Genomic DNA, 14848 nt, shown 5'->3' on the forward strand with positions numbered 1-14848 from the left:
AGCTGCGGGCGGTCATAGCGATTTGGCCAGGCGGTACAGCAGCAACGCCCCGAGCAGTTCCAGGCCCAGTGCGATCAGCAGGATCCTGTGGCCGAGCGGGTCATGCAGCACCGGCTGGAAGAACGCCGGGCTGGAGATCGCCATCAGCACCGCACTGGCCGGTGGCAGCAGCCCCAATACCCAGGCCGACATGCGGGTTTCCGAGGTGGTGGCGGCCAGCTCCTGCTGGGCTTGCTCCAGGTCGCGCATGAAATCACCCATGCGCTGCAGGATCTGGTCGGCGCGCCCGCCGATGCGCACGCTCACCCCGATCACCACCGCCAGCACCTTCAGCACGTCCATCCGGTACGGCTGTGCGGCCAGGCTCAATGCACGATCCAGCTCCATGCCGCTGCGCGCATAGCGCACCGTGGTGTCCAGCAGGCCGCGCAGTGGCGCGCTGGTCTGCATCGAAGACACCTGGAACGCGGCCTGCAGGCTGTTGCCCAGCGCGGTGAGGCGGACCAGGTTGTCGAGGAAGTCCGGCATCTGGTGCAGCAGCTGCGCGCGCAGTCTCGTGATCCGGCGCATCACCCACAGCCAGCAGCCCAGCAGGTACAGCAGAAGGGTCAGCGGAAACATCCAGGCCGTGCCCAGCCGCACCGCCGCCACGACCGCAAGCACCAGTCCCGGTACCAGCAGCATCAGTGGCAGCTTCCAGCCCGGCTGCAGGCCGGCGCGCTGCAGGACGCCATCCCAGGGTAATGCGCGGCTCCCACTGCTGGCGGGGCGGGCCGAATCGTTCGCCGCCGCAACGGCAGGCCCGGCCGGCACCGCACCGGCCGTGCTGCCGCGTGCCAGCTGCTGCTCGGTGTGCTGCAGCGAGGCCTGGCGCTGTTCACGGCTGCTGGCGGTACCCCACAGCCAGACGGCCAGCGCCAGCAGCACCGAGATGATGCTCAACACGCCCAGCAGCAGGTCGGTGCCCATGTTCAGAAGTCCCCGTAGAGTGATTCGCGCAGCTGCTGGCGGAACGGCTCCAGCTTGTGCGAATGCGGATGGAAGCCCAGGCCGATCCAGCGGTCGATCTCGCGGCCGGTGCCATCGATCTGCACCTCGTGGCGGAACATCTCCTGGGTGGTGATCAGGTTGTCGCTGACCCCGGTGATCTCGGTGATCGAGACCAGCACCCGGCGCCCGCTGCCCAGTCGCGAGATCTGCACGATGAAATCAATGGCGCTGGCGATCTGCCGGCGCAGGCTGTCTTCGCTGCCCTGGAAGCCGGCAAACCCGGCCAGCATCTCGATGCGGTACAGGCAGTCGCGCGGCGTGTTGGCGTGGATGGTGGCCATCGATCCGTCGTGGCCGGTGTTCATCGCCTGCAGCATTTCCAGCACTTCAGCGCCGCGCACTTCGCCGACCACGATGCGGTCCGGGCGCATGCGCAGGCTGTTGCGCACCAGGTCGCGGATGCTGACCGCGCCCTGGCCCTCGGCGCCGCCGATGCGGCTCTCCAGGCGCACCACGTGCGGATGGTTCAGCGAAAGCTCGGCGGTGTCCTCCACGGTGATGACGCGCTCATCGGCCGGCACGTAGCTGGCCAGGGCATTGAGCAGCGAGGTCTTGCCCGAGCTGGTGCCGCCGGAAACCAGGATGTTGCAGCGCCCCAGCACCATCGCCTTCAGCAGTGCCTGCATCGGTGCGTCGAAGGTACCCTTGGCGAGCAGTTCGTCGGGGGTGAACGGGTCCTTGCGGAACTTGCGGATGGACACCATCGGTCCGTCCACCGCCAGCGGCGAGATGATCGCGTTGAGGCGGCCACCGTTGGGCAGGCGCGCGTCGACCATCGGATTGGAATCATCCAGCCGGCGGCCGAGCGGGGCGAGGATGCGGCGCAGGATGCGCAGCAGGTGGGTATCATCGGTGAAGCGCTGGGTGGCGCGCTTGAGCTGTCCGCCCTGCGAAACGTGCACGTCCTTGAAGCCGTTGATCAGGATGTCTTCGATGGATGGGTCGTGGAGCAGGTCGTCCAGCGGGCCGAAACCGGTCAGTTCCTTGACCAGTCCCTCGGCGACCACCTGCATCTCTTCTTCGTTGATCGGGATGCGCCATTCCTGGATGAAGCCCACGGTCTGGACCTGCACCCAGCGGGCGATGGTGTCCGGGGCCCAGGAATCGATGTCGATGCGCTCGTCCTCGATGCTGTTGAGCAGGTGCTCATGCGCGGCCGACAGCACCTTCTGGTACTGCTCGGTCTGCGCGAACGGCAGGTGGCCCGGGGCAGATTCGGGCAGTACCGGGCGGGCAACGGCGTGCGGGAACGGGGTTACCTTGTCTTCCATTGCGATCCACCCAGGGCAAGGGAGAGTCTTTCCCGCAGGCCATGCGGCTGGACCGGGCAGGCGGCCGGATCCAGGCGCGACACGAGCGGGGCGAGGGCACGCAGATAGGGGTCGCGCGGGGCATCCTGCAGCAGCAGGTGTCCCTGGCTGGCGGCCAGGCGCACGCGCGGTCGTTCGGGCAGCGTCGCCAGCAGCGGTACTTCGAAGCGGCGTGCGATCTGTTCCGGGCTCATGCCGCTGCTGTCATCGTGGCGGTTGATCACCAGTTGCAGGCGCTTCTCGCGCTCACGCTGGCCCGCCAGGTGCTTCAGGGCCTGGTCCAGAGAAACCAGCGTGGCGATCGAGGCATCGGTGACCAGCCAGATCTCGTCGGCCTGGTCCAGCAACAGGTGCGGAAGCTGCCGCAACGGGCAGCCGCCGGCATCGCACAGCACGCTGGCGAACACGCCGCGCAGGCGCTGCAGCAGCGCGCCAGGATCCGAGGGCGGAACGGCATCGCTGCCACTGGCACGATCCAGCAGCACCAGCCCGGAGTCATGGCGCGCCATGGCCGTGCGGGCGAGGGTGGCATCGATGCGGCTGGCATTGCGCAGCGCGTCTTCGTAGTGGAAGCGGCTGTCGAGATTGAGGTACAGCGCGAGGTCGCCGGAGGGCTGCGCCAGCTCCATCAGCAGGCCGTCCTGCTGCACGGCTTCGCCCTGGGCCAGGGCGCGCGTCTGCTGCGCCAGCACCGAAAGATGTGCGGCCAGGGTGCTGGTGCCGACGCCGGCGCGCACACCCAGCAGCACGATCAGGCGTGCCTTGTGTGCGTGCTGGGCAACCGCTGCCGGGCGCGGAGACAGGGCGCGCCGCAAGGCCGCCTCGATGCCTGCGTCGTCACTGTCCAGGTCCAGTACATCGCGCAGGCCGGCGCGCAGCGCGATCACCACGCCTTCGACCTGGCCGGCGCTGGTGGCGCCCACGGCCACCAGCGGCAGGTCCGGTTGGGTCTGCTGCAGCTGCTGCGCCAGCACGCTCGAGGCGGCCGCATGCTCGGGCCGGAAGTCGAGCAGCACCAGGCTCTGCGGGCCGCGTTGCAGGTCCTGGGCGGAGGTGGGGGCGTTGCTGTCCTGCCAATGCAGGGCGGTGCTCGGCGGCAGCTTGGCGGCCAGCCGGGGCAGCAGTTCGCGGTCGATGCCGTACAGGACCAGGTTCATTGGCGGTCCTTGCGGATGCAGCGGCTGGGCGGTGGCGTAGGGCATGGGCGTGGTATCGCAGGCATCATGGAGTCAGCGCGAGAATCCGGGCACCGGGTCCTGGCTGACCGGACCCAGCAACCAGGAACCCCACTCGGGGAGATGCGGCCTGGCTTCGCGCTCGCCGGGCAGCGGCAGTTCGGTGTTGCGCGCCAGTGGCTGCACCAGGCGCGGGGTGACGATGATCACCAGCTCCTTGTCCTGGCGCTTGTAATCGAAGTTGCGGAAGAACGAGCCGATGATCGGCAGGTCGCCCAGCAGCGGAATCTTGCTGACGTTGGAGACGATGTTGGAGCTGACCAGGCCCCCGATGACGAAACTCTCGCCATCACCCAGCTCGACGGTGGTGTCGGCGCGGCGGGTGGTGATCGAGGGAATCTGCACGTTGTTGAGCACAATGGCATTGCTGTAGTCCAGGTCGCTCGCTTCGGGCGCTACCTTCAGCGCGATGCGGTTCGCTGCCAGCACGGTCGGGGTCACGGTCAGGCCGATGCCGAACGGCTTGTAGGTGATGGTGGTAGTGCCAAGCCCCTGCGGTTCCAGGATCGGCAGTTCGCCACCGGCCAGGAAACTGGCGCTCTGCCCGGACAGCGCCACCAGCGTCGGCTCGGCCAGTACGCGGGCCATGCCATTGGCCTGCAGCAGTTCGACATCGGCGTTCCACAGCCCCTTGGTCGAGCCGAAAACAAGGCGGAATGCCGAGGAAATCGGCGAGACGGCCTCGTTGCTGCTGTTGCCTTCCTTCATGCCGGGCAGCAGGCCGGTGTTGCCCGGCAACCCGGTGCCGGGCCGCGCGAAGCCGTAGGCGAAGCCGCCGTTGCGGTTCTGGAAGTTGATGCCGATCTGCTTCATCGCGGTCTTGTTGAACTCGACCACCTTGACCTCGACCTGGACCACACCGCCGCTGCTGATGGTGGACGTATCGGCAAGCGCACCTTCCTTGCCCAGTGCCATCGCCGCCGTGCGTTGTTCCTGCATGTGCGAGAGCACGCTGTCAGTGCTTCCCTGCAAAAGGCCCTGCTGGTCCTGCTGGGTGAACACCAGATCGTTGCCGCCGGTGCTGGCCGCACCCTGTACGGCGCTCTGCACCCGTACTGTCACCCGTTGCGGCTCGGCCTGCTTGCGGTGCCACAGCAGCAGGGTGGTGGTGCCGGGCATCCTGCCCACCAGCAGCGCCTGGCGCTGGCCGCGCAGCATCACGATGTCGGCAACGCCGGGGTCGGCAATGGCCACCCGTTCCAGGTCGGCCGGCAGGTTCCAGGGACGCTGCTCACGGGCCTGCAGCACCAGGTCATCGGCGGCCACGCTCGTTGCCGGTGCCAGCAGCACCAGCAGCAGGGCCAGCCACCGCTGGCGGGGAGAAAGGCGTGGACGGCGGCGACGTTCGGTCATGGATGCGCTCGATGCAGGTCAAAGGGAGCCACGGGGGGCGGAACTGTCGCCACGGATGATCTCGATACCCGAAGCGCGCGGGGGGCTGCGACGGGGCGCCGGCGCACGCGCGGGTGCATCCGCGTTGCTGCGTGGCGGGGCACTGCCGCGGCCGGCCAGCGCGTCGCCGTCGATACCGGCGAAGGCGTGGTTCTCCGGGCGCTGCAGTGCCAGCTGCTGCTCTGCGTCGAGCCCACGCAGCGGATCGATCACGCCGCGCGACTGAGGGAACAGTGCGAGGTCGGGCAGGCCCGTATCAGCGGGATTGCGCAGCGCCAGGAACAGCTTGCCCTGCTGCGCACCCAGCAGCAGTCGATTGGCGTCCGCCACCGGTACCGCCAGCACCGCGCTGCGCGCGGGTTGCGGGGCTTCATTGCTGCTGTGGCTGCCGCCACTGCCGGTGATGTCGGCCGCGCGCGGGTCGTTGCGGGTGTCGGCCTCGCTATTGGAGGTGGCTTCCGAGGCGACCGGCGCGATGTCCTGCTGCCCATAGCTCAGCACGCGCAGGCGCGACAGCAGCAGGCGCGTCTGCGCGGCTTCGGCGGGGCTGTTGATGCTGGGCTGGGCATTGCGCAGGTTGAGGAAGACGTCGACGAAGTCGCCGGGAAGGATGCGGTTGCCGGCACCAACCAGTTCGTCCACGGGCACGGCCAGTGCGCGCTCGCCCGGCCGCAGCTGCAGCGAGAAGCCCTGTGCCAATGCGCTGCTGCTGATCGGGCTGCCTTCGGCGATGTCCTGCACCGGCACCTTGCCGACCACGGCGGCGATGCTGGTGGCGGCACCGGCGACGGGGGAGGTGCGCTGGGCCAGACGCAGGTCGTTGGCGCTGATCGGCTCGCCCGCGGGCAGGCGCGCCACGGCTTCCACCACCGTGATGGCCTGTACTTCGTTGTGCGCGATCGGCGCGGCCGTGACCGGTGCGGCCGGTTTGCGCCCGATCATGAAGGCGATCAGCGCCAGCAGCACGGCCAGGCCGATCAGGGCGACGGCAGCGATGCGGGTCAACTTGAGCATGGAACCGTCTCCAAAATACCGGTCATCAGTTGCCGCTGCCGAGATCGAGCTGGGCGACCGCGACGCTGCGGATGGGAGCCTGCATCACCCACTTGTAGAGCGTGGCGGTGCCGGGCAGGAAGGGATGGCTGGCGTAGTCGTAGCTGACTGTCACGGTCATGCACTGGGCCGTGGCCAGGCCGGCGCAGGGCGCCTGCGCGGACACCACGATGGCATTGCTGCCCCCCGCGCTGCAGTCCACGTTCTGCTTGGAGAACTGCAGCAGCCATTGCATCGAGGTGCGTGCGGCGACGCAGGCGGCGGTGCGCCGTTCGCCGGCGGTGCCGTAGCGCAGCGAGGCGCGCGCACCTTCGGCCGAGGCGGTGGCCAGGGTCTGCTGCGCTGCCATGATCATCACCCCGGAGAAGGTGAACAGCAGCAGCGGCAACAGGCCGAGCATCAGCATCAGGGCGAACTCGATGCTGGCGACGCCGCGTTGCCGGCGCGGGCTGCGGATGTTCATGGTGCACCTCCGTAGATGCTTGCCAGCACCCAGCCGATGGCGGCGAGTGCGAGGTAGGCGGCATAGGGAATGCCACGTCGTCCCTGGCGTGCGGCCTGCATGTCGCGCAGGGCCGGATGCGCGTGCCATTGCGTGCTGGTGCGATTCACCTGCATCTGCAGGTGGCCGGGCAGCAACACGCCCAGGCGCCGGCCCGCCAGCACCAGCACGGCGTGCAACCCGGCGGCGATGCTGGCGACCAGCCAGACCGGCAGCAGCGCCTGCCAGCCCAGCATCAGCCCCAGCACGGCAAAGAACTTCACGTCGCCGGCGCCCATCCAGCGCAGGGCATAGAACGGCAGCAGCGCCAACAGGCCGAGCACCGCGCCGGCAACGTGGGGCAGCCACGGCTGGCGCGGCGCACTGAACTGGCCGAAGACGATCACCACGGTGGCGATCACGCAAGCGGCGATCAGCCAGGCGTTGGGCACCCGACGGGCATACAGATCACTGATCGCGATCCGCAGGGATACGCCGATGGCCAACAATCCCAGCAGTGTCATCGCACACTCCGTCGTCCGTCACTGGACGGTCTTCGCCTGGTTCCATGCGCCCCACCGTCGCGGCTCTGCCGGCCGCGCGCGGTCGCCGCTCAGGTCGTCGAGCCCGACGCCTTGGTGGCCAGTGCGGAGAGGTTCTTGAACAGCGTTTCGAAGAACCCCTTGATCTGGTCGTTGCCGACCGCGATCAGGACACCAGCGATGACGGCAGCCAGCAGCCCGTACTCGAGCGCGGTGACACCGTCTTCTTCCTTCAGGAATTTGCGGATCGATGCGTTCATGACCAATGTCTCCCTCTACCTGTCTGCGGATGCAGTACACCTGCGTTGGGCGGTGGCCCGGCTCCGCCGGGATCGTCCGTGGGCCTCCGCGCGTCCTGGCGGAGGAGGCACGGCGGGATGGGCCCGCTGTGCTCAAGCAGGGTGATCGTCTCCAGGCAGGCCGCCAGCCGCACGGTCGCGACCGCTCGGCCCGGGCCGGTGGTCGAGGCATCCAATGATGCGTGCGTGGTCATGCTGTCCCCCTGGGTGCGGCCGGATGAGTTGGCCGGATCACCGTGCTATCGACTTTGCCTGAATGGAAGTTGGCTGCAACAGGAACCTATATGCAAATTCGGCAGAAACCCCGCGATGCTGAAACTTTCAGGCCGTTTCTGTGACGAGAATCCGTTCGACGGCAAAACGATTCATGGTCGTGCAGATTATGTGATTTCCATTTTCCGGCGCATGCGAGGACCGTGCCAATGGCGCCGACATTTTCTTCATCTGTGTATCCTTTTTCTTCATTGCAGCCCGCGGGTTTACCTTCGCCGATTATCGGGCATACTCCCATTCAAGCTGTTGCATTTCCATGGTTGGCCGCATCGGAGCCGATGCGGCCTGCGCGACAACGGAAGTGGTTTCTGGATCGCTGCGCGCCCTGTCAGGCAGTGGGGGCCGCATCGCATGGCGGATCAACGGGGGACAACACTGTCATGGTCGATGGTGGGGTAGGAGACAGCGGCGACAGCGGCCTGCGGTCGATAGACCTGGCCACGCTGAGCGGCGTGCTTCGTGTCTGTGATGTCGAACTGCTGCTGCTCGATGGCAATGGGCCACGTGCGGCATTCGCTTCGCGCGTGCACGAGGAAGCCCTGTTCTGCAGCATCAGCTGCGGTTTCCACTGCCGCGGCCGTTTCATGCTGCCGCCGGACTGGGCGATGCTCGGGTACCTGCACGCCACCGATGAGACGCTGAGCTGGTGCCATGGCGTACCGCTCACGCCGGGGATGGCGTTGACGATCATGCCGGAAGGCATCAGTGAGTTTACCCTGAGCCCAGGCACGCACATGACCCTGATGCTGCTGCCGGTGGCACGGGTGCAGCGCAAGCTGACCGAACTGAGCCTGCGCAGCACGCCTCCCGCTGGCCAGGCACTGTCACTGTTCAATCTGGCCAGCGAAGGCACGCCGTTGGCACGCCACTACCAGCAGCTGCACCTGCAGCTGGGGCAGGGTGCAGGCCTGCAGCCGGAAGAAACTGAAACCCTGCTGCACGAGCATGTGCAGGCCCTTCTGGGTGCCGGTGCGGCGGATCGCCCGGGTTGCAGCCGTGCACGGCGTACGCATTATCTGATCGCACAGCGGGCAGAGAACTTCATGCGGCTCAACCTGCGCCGCAATATCTACATGAATGAAATCTGCGATGCGGCTGGGGTCAGCGAGCGCGGCCTGCGTTATGCGTTCGAGGACCTGTTTGGAACCTCGCCCAACCGGTATCTCTCCATGCTGCGCCTGTGCGCGGCCTGCCGCAGCCTGTCGATGGCCGATTCCAGCCGTCGCTCGGTGAAAGCAATCGCCCTCAGCTGCGGCCTGTGGGATCTTTCGCGCTTCGCCGACAATTACCGCAAGGTATTCGGCGAACTGCCGCGCGATACCCTGATGCGCGCGCCCGCGCAGATCGGCCAACCGGCCTGAGCCAAGCCCCGCAAGGGTTTTCGCGGCATTCGTGCCGGAATTGCACATCCGCTTGCCGATCATGTTGCCGCTTCTGCATAAACGGCTGCCGATTCCGGCCGTGGATTTGCCGGAATGCGCGATTGCCGTGCCGGATTGAAGTGCGCCGCCACCGTTGCAACCGCTGAAATGTCAGTCACCTGCCTAACGGCAAGTCCACTGACATTCCAGTTGTTCGCCTACGGGGGAAATGCTCATGAACCGCATCTACCGGCGTGTATGGAACCGCCAGCTCAATGCTCTGGTTGTGGCCTCGGAACTGGCCACCGGCGACAGCGGCGGCAGCGCCGCACGCGATCCGCGCGCCTTCCTGCTGATGCCCACCGCGCTGGCCCTGGCACTGCTGTGCGCGCTGGCCAGCGGCCACGCAGGGGCATCGGAAACCAATCAGTCGCTGCGCGACCTGCAAGCGCTTGCGGCGAAGTATGCGCAGCCGATGCCGGTCAAGGTCGACGCGGAAGTGGCCTTGGCTGCCGCCGCGCGACAGGCGCAGAGCAGCCCCGCGATCAGTGCGGACGCTCGCCTGGGCCTGCAGTTGAACACCACATCGCTGCCGGTGGTGCGTGACGTATTGCCGGCCGCCGTGCAGGTGAAGCTGGCAGCGAACACCACGCCGAAGCAGGTGGCCGTGCCGGCGCTGGCGGCCGATGTACGCGCCACTGTCGGCCTGGGCAACACTGCGATCAAGGCGGCACAGGTGGATGCATCGCTGGCAGCGCACGTTGCGCCGGGCGCGCAGGCGCCGCTGGGCGTGGCTGCCGATGCGCGCGCCAGGGCCAAGGTCGGCATCGCTGGCCATCAGGTCGCTTCGATCGATTCGGGTGCCCGGGCGGCAGCGGGCCTCAGCGGTTCGTCCCTGAAGGCCTCTGTCGACGGCGACACCGACGCGCATCTGGCGGTGGCTGGCCATCACATCGAGGGGCAGGGCCAGGCCCGGGCGACGGCGGCGGTCACGCTGCCGGCCAAGGAGGAACTGCCGGGTGACACGCATGATCGCGCCATCAGTGCCGCGTTCGATGCCGGCGCCGCGGGCAAGGTGCGCGTGCAGGCGCCGGACGGCCAGGAAGTAGTCGCCGATCGCAACCTGAAGCTGGCCGGGCAGGCAACCGTAGCCGCGCAGCACAGCGCGCTGGGCGTCGGCGGTCTGGTGGGCGGAGCAGTGGATGCTGTCGGCGGGACGCTTCACGGTGCCGCGGGTGCGGTCGGTAGCACGGTGGGTGGTGCGCTGAACGGCACCGTTGGCACGGTTGGCGGTGCAGTGGGCGGCGCTCTGAACGGTACTGTCGGAACAGTCGGTGGCGCAGTGGGCGGTGCACTCAACGGCACAGTCGGCGCGGTCGGCGGTGCAGTGGGTGGCACGCTCAACAACGCGGTGGGCGCAGTCGGTGGTGCGGTTGGCGGTGCACTGAACGGCACGGTAGGCACGGTCGGTGGCGCAGTGGGCGGTGCACTGAACGGCACGGCAGGCACAGTTGGCAGCGCCGTGAGCGGCGCGCTCAACAACACGGTCGGTGCGGTCGGTGGTGCTGTGGGCGGAGCTCTGAACGGCACCGTTGGCCAGGTCGGCAGCGCAGTGGGCGGTACGCTCAACAACACGGTCGGCGCAGTCGGTGGTGCAGTTGGCGGTGCTCTGAACGGCACGGTCGGCACAGTTGGCGGCGCAGTCGGCGGTGCACTGAACGGCACCGTCGGTACCGTCGGCGGTGCGGTGGGCGGAGCTCTGAACGGCACCGTTGGCCAGGTCGGCGGCGCCGTGGGTGGCGCTCTGAACGGGACTGTCGGTACGGTCGGCGGTGCAGTGGGCGGCACGCTCAACAACACGGTAGGCGCAGTCGGTGGCGCTCTGAACGGCACTGTCGGTACCGTCGGCAGTGCGGTGGGTGGCGCACTGAACGGCACTGTCGGCCAGGTCGGCGGTGCAGTGGGCGGCACGCTCAACAACACGGTGGGCGCAGTCGGTGGCGCATTGAACGGTACCGTCGGCAGTGCGGTGGGTGGCGCTCTGAACGGCACCGTCGGCCAGGTTGGCAGCGCGGTGGGCGGCACGCTTAGCAATACCGTCGGCACGGTCGGTGGTGCAGTGGGCGGCATTCTCAACGGCACCACCGGTAGCCCCGGCACAGGCCTGGGCGGCGTGCTGGGAAGCACGCTGGGCAACGTCGGCAGCGCGGTGGGCAACCTGCTCAACGGCAATCTCAATGGCACTGTCGGCAACCTGGGCAGCGCCGTGGGTGGCCTGGTGGGTGGCACGCTCGGCGGTCTCGGCCTGACCCAGCCGTCGGCGATCCCGCCGACCAGCCCGAAGGCACCGGCGCCGGCCGACCCGAATGCCGGCCTGATCATCGGCACCGGTGGCCTGGTCGGCAATGTCGGCCAGCTGATCGGGCCGACCACCACCAGCCTGTTCGGCGGCAATGGCTACCTGAGCAATGGCAATCTCAAGCTCAGCAATGCCAACGTGATGCAGACCTATTCGACGGTCAATGTGCTGGGCCTGCCGGTGGTCAACCTGTCGCCGGTCGGCAGCACGCTCAACGGTCTGGGCGGCGCGGCCACGGGCGGCAGCTCGCACCTGACCCTGATCGGTGGCGTCACTTCCGACAGCTACATCTACAACATCAACAACGGCAATCCGGGTGGCCTGCTGGGCCTGCTGCTGCCGAAGGATTCCCCGGCCTGGGCGGCCAAGTGCCTGGACATCGCGCTGGCCGACATCTCCTGCTGGGCCGTCAACGCCGCGCAGGACTACCAGGTGCTGATGGGCGATGGCGCCTTCGCCAACGGCTCGAAGGAAGTGGTGATCGGCGCCAACGCACGCCATGAACTGCCGAAGGTCGATGCCAACGTCGCCTTCCCCGGTGATGGCGTGAACGATCCCAGCAACCCGACCGGCGTGCCGACGGCCGACTACGCCGCGCGCATGGGCCATTCGGTGATCGTCGGCGACAGTGCCGTCGGCACCGCCAACGGGCAGACCCTGCTGGGTGCCGAGTCCACCTCCAACCAGGCCAACTCGGTCGCGCTGGGCTACCGCTCGGCCGCACTGCGTGGCGCGCAGGCCAGCTACAGTGCCTACGGCCTCACGGCGCCGCAGGTCTCGGCCGGTGAAGTATCGGTGGGCACCGCCGGTGGGGGCGAGCGCCAGATCACCAACGTGGCTGCGGGCAGCGGCAACACCGACGCGGTCAATGTAGCGCAGTTGAAGGGGGCCATCAGCCTGATCAATGGCGTGGCCGATGCCGCGGTGACCTACGATCTGGACGCCGGCGGCAATCCGAACTATCGACGGGTCACCCTCGGCGCAGGCACCGGCACCACCACCATCGGCAATCTCGCCGCCGGTGCGGTCACCGCGGGCAGCCTCGAGGCCGTCAACGGTGGCCAGCTGGCGGCAACGAACAGCGCGATCGCCAGCTTCTTCGGTGGTCGTGCAGCCTTTGACCCGGCCAGCGGCATCTTCACCGCACCGCTGTTCGAGATCAGCACGATCTCCACCACCGGCGCCATCGCCCAGGGCCTGTACACCAACGCCACCGATGCCTTCGCGGCGGTGGATGGTTCGCTGGTCAACCTCAACACGCAGATCACCGATATCCGCAACGGCGGTACCAAGTACCTGCGGGTGAACTCGACCGGTACCGAGGCCGTGGCCAGCGGCGCCGATTCGATCGCGGTCGGCACCAATGCGCGGGCGACGGCAGCCAACAGCATCGCAGTGGGTGCGGGAAGCCTTGCCGATCGTGCCAACACGGTTTCCATCGGTGCCGCTGGCGCAGAGCGTCAGGTCATCAACGTGGCGGCCGGTACCGCGGCCACCGATGCGGTCAACGTGGGACAGCTGCAGGCCTCGGAGCAGGGGGCACTGCGCTATGACCTCAACGCCGATGGCAGCGTCAACTATGCCAGCGCCACGCTGGGCCAGGCCGGCACCGCCACCACGCTGCGCAATCTCGGCCCGGGCCAGGTCAGCGCCACCAGCAGCGAGGCCATCAACGGGGCCCAGCTGTTCGCCGCCAACCAGGCTGTGGCCACCCACCTCGGCGGTGGTGCTGCGGTCAGCGCCAGCGGCGTGCTGACCGCACCGACGTACTCGATCAACAACGTCGCCGCCAACGGCACCGTGACCAAGGGCAGCTACAACGACGTCGGCACCGCCTTCGATGCGGTCAGCAACTCGCTGGCCAACGTTGCCGACCAGACCGGCGAGATCGACAAGCTGGCCGTGAAATACGATGTCGACGGCAGTGGCAACGTGCTCAACAGCGTGACGCTGACGGGCACCGGTACCGGTGCGGTGAAGATCACCAACGTCGCCGCCGGCAGCATCCTGGCCGGCAGCAGCGACGCCATCACCGGCGACCAGCTGTTCAGCACCCACAGCACCATCGCCAACTACTTCGGCGGCACCACTGCCTACAACGGCACCACCAACGCGTGGACCGCGCCGACGTTCAGCATTTCCAGCATCGCCACCGATGGCACCTTCACCAGCGGCGATTACAACAACGTCACCGCCGCCTTCACTGCCGTCGATGGCTCGCTGAAGGTCCTCAACCAGCGCATCACCAACGGTGGCGGTGGCAGTGCCTACCTGGCGGTGAACTCGACGGCGGCCGCAGCCACCGCGGCCGGTGCGGAAGCGGTGGCGGTCGGCCCGCAGGCCAGTGCAGCCGGTGCCAACAGCGTGGCGGTCGGCAACGGTGCCAGCAGCAGCGCTGGCAACAGCGTGGCACTGGGTGCCGGCTCGGTGGCCAGCGTTGGCGCACAGAGCGGCTATACCGGCGCCTACGGCCAGACCGGTGCCAGCAACTCGGCCGGTGAGGTCTCGGTCGGCAGCAGCGGCAGCGAGCGCAAGATCACCCACGTTGCCGACGGCTCGGACACCTACGACGCAACCAATGTCGGCCAGCTGAAGAACGGCGTGAATTACGCCATCGACGAGTCGAAGAAGTACACCGACCAGAAGATCCAGAACATCACCAACGTGGCGGGCAGCTTCCGCGCCAACAACACCAACAACCTGGCCGATCCGTCCGCCAGCGGCGCCAACTCCGCCGCCGGTGGTGCAGGCTCCACTGCCGCCGGTGCCAACTCGACCGCACTCGGCAATGGTTCACAGGCGCAGGCCGACAACTCGGTGGCATTGGGTGCAGGTTCGGTGGCGAACCGGGCCAACACGGTCTCGGTGGGTGCCAGCGGCGCCGAACGCCAGGTGGTCAACGTGGCCGACGGCTCGCAGGCCACCGACGCGGTCAACGTGCGCCAGCTGCAGGCGTCGCAGCAGGGCACCATCCGCTACGACACCACGGTGAACGGTGCGACCAACTACAACAGCGTCACCCTGGGCAGCACCAGCAGCGGCCCGACCACGGTGCGCAACGTTGCCGCTGGCACCGCCGGTACCGACGCGGTCAACGTGGATCAGCTGAAGTCGGGCATGGCGCAGACCCTGGACTGGTCCAAGGCCTACACCGACGAGCGCATGGGTGGCTTCGAGCGCGACCTGCGCAAGACCGACAACCGTGCTTCGGCCGGTATCGCCTCGGCGATGGCCACCGCAGCGCTGCCGCAGCCCAGCGAGGCGGGCCGCAGCATGGCCTCGATCGCGGCTGGCAGCTACAACGGCGAATCGGGCGTGGCGCTGGGCATCTCCGGTGTATCCGAAGGCGGGCGCTGGATCTACAAGTTCAGCGGTTCGACCAACAGCCGTGGCGAGGCCGGCGTGGCCGTCGGTGCCGGCATCCAGTGGTGATCCCCGCCGCCGGGCCGCGCCCGCGGCCCGGCATCGCGGAAACGTCTACAGGGGGAATGAC

The 14848-nt window shown here is 67.9% G+C and carries 10 protein-coding genes; 2 read left to right on the forward strand and 8 right to left on the reverse strand.

Annotation, left to right across the window (positions count from 1 at the left end; genetic code table 11):
* Positions 1-12 precede the first annotated feature (12 nt).
* From ACUVWL_RS05115 to ACUVWL_RS05150, 8 genes are all read right to left on the reverse strand, one after another.
* The gene (locus ACUVWL_RS05115; protein WP_445978878.1) at positions 13-969 is read right to left on the reverse strand and encodes a type II secretion system F family protein; all 957 of its coding nucleotides are present in this window, start codon (positions 967-969) and stop codon (positions 13-15) included.
* Positions 970-971: 2 nt separating this feature from the next.
* Positions 972-2321, reverse strand: a complete 1350-nt coding sequence (locus ACUVWL_RS05120) for an ATPase, T2SS/T4P/T4SS family (protein ID WP_197574543.1) — start codon at positions 2319-2321, stop codon at positions 972-974.
* Positions 2306-3562, reverse strand: a complete 1257-nt coding sequence (locus ACUVWL_RS05125; protein WP_445978879.1) for an AAA family ATPase — start codon at positions 3560-3562, stop codon at positions 2306-2308. Before ACUVWL_RS05125 ends, ACUVWL_RS05120 begins: the two co-directional genes overlap by 16 nt.
* Before the next feature lie 27 nt (positions 3563-3589).
* Complete coding sequence (locus ACUVWL_RS05130) at positions 3590-4948, reverse strand: type II and III secretion system protein family protein (RefSeq protein ID WP_032962552.1); 1359 nt, start codon at positions 4946-4948, stop codon at positions 3590-3592.
* Positions 4949-4966: 18 nt separating this feature from the next.
* Positions 4967-6001, reverse strand: coding sequence for a Flp pilus assembly protein CpaB (gene cpaB / locus ACUVWL_RS05135; RefSeq protein WP_046431112.1), 1035 nt, complete (start codon positions 5999-6001; stop codon positions 4967-4969).
* Between the two features lie 25 nt (positions 6002-6026).
* Entirely contained in the window at positions 6027-6503 is a 477-nt protein-coding gene (locus tag ACUVWL_RS05140) for a TadE/TadG family type IV pilus assembly protein (protein WP_032962550.1), read from the reverse strand.
* Complete coding sequence (locus ACUVWL_RS05145) at positions 6500-7045, reverse strand: A24 family peptidase (RefSeq protein WP_445978880.1); 546 nt, start codon at positions 7043-7045, stop codon at positions 6500-6502. The genes ACUVWL_RS05140 and ACUVWL_RS05145 overlap by 4 nt, the downstream gene beginning before the upstream one ends.
* Positions 7046-7134: 89 nt before the next feature.
* On the reverse strand, positions 7135-7323 hold the full coding sequence (locus tag ACUVWL_RS05150) for a Flp family type IVb pilin (RefSeq protein ID WP_005416979.1): 189 nt from the start codon (positions 7321-7323) through the stop codon (positions 7135-7137).
* A gap of 692 nt (positions 7324-8015) precedes the next feature.
* Here ACUVWL_RS05150 and ACUVWL_RS05155 point away from each other — a divergent pair.
* Positions 8016-8996, forward strand: coding sequence for an AraC family transcriptional regulator (locus ACUVWL_RS05155; RefSeq protein ID WP_032962548.1), 981 nt, complete (start codon positions 8016-8018; stop codon positions 8994-8996).
* Between the two features lie 235 nt (positions 8997-9231).
* Positions 9232-14787, forward strand: coding sequence for an ESPR-type extended signal peptide-containing protein (locus ACUVWL_RS05160; RefSeq protein ID WP_445978881.1), 5556 nt, complete (start codon positions 9232-9234; stop codon positions 14785-14787).
* Positions 14788-14848 lie beyond the last annotated feature (61 nt).

This window comes from Stenotrophomonas muris (assembly GCF_052751275.1).

What these genes read in the sequence shown, in the direction of transcription:
- ACUVWL_RS05115 (WP_445978878.1), bottom strand. Translation starts at nt 969, where the DNA reads ATGGGCACCGACCTGCTGCTGGGCGTGTTGAGCATCATCTCGGTGCTG.
- ACUVWL_RS05120 (WP_197574543.1), bottom strand. Translation starts at nt 2,321, where the DNA reads ATGGAAGACAAGGTAACCCCGTTCCCGCACGCCGTTGCCCGCCCGGTA.
- ACUVWL_RS05125 (WP_445978879.1), bottom strand. Translation starts at nt 3,562, where the DNA reads ATGCCCTACGCCACCGCCCAGCCGCTGCATCCGCAAGGACCGCCAATG.
- ACUVWL_RS05130 (WP_032962552.1), bottom strand. Translation starts at nt 4,948, where the DNA reads ATGACCGAACGTCGCCGCCGTCCACGCCTTTCTCCCCGCCAGCGGTGG.
- cpaB (WP_046431112.1), bottom strand. Translation starts at nt 6,001, where the DNA reads ATGCTCAAGTTGACCCGCATCGCTGCCGTCGCCCTGATCGGCCTGGCC.
- ACUVWL_RS05140 (WP_032962550.1), bottom strand. Translation starts at nt 6,503, where the DNA reads ATGAACATCCGCAGCCCGCGCCGGCAACGCGGCGTCGCCAGCATCGAG.
- ACUVWL_RS05145 (WP_445978880.1), bottom strand. Translation starts at nt 7,045, where the DNA reads ATGACACTGCTGGGATTGTTGGCCATCGGCGTATCCCTGCGGATCGCG.
- ACUVWL_RS05150 (WP_005416979.1), bottom strand. Translation starts at nt 7,323, where the DNA reads ATGAACGCATCGATCCGCAAATTCCTGAAGGAAGAAGACGGTGTCACC.
- ACUVWL_RS05155 (WP_032962548.1), top strand. Translation starts at nt 8,016, where the DNA reads ATGGTCGATGGTGGGGTAGGAGACAGCGGCGACAGCGGCCTGCGGTCG.
- ACUVWL_RS05160 (WP_445978881.1), top strand. Translation starts at nt 9,232, where the DNA reads ATGAACCGCATCTACCGGCGTGTATGGAACCGCCAGCTCAATGCTCTG.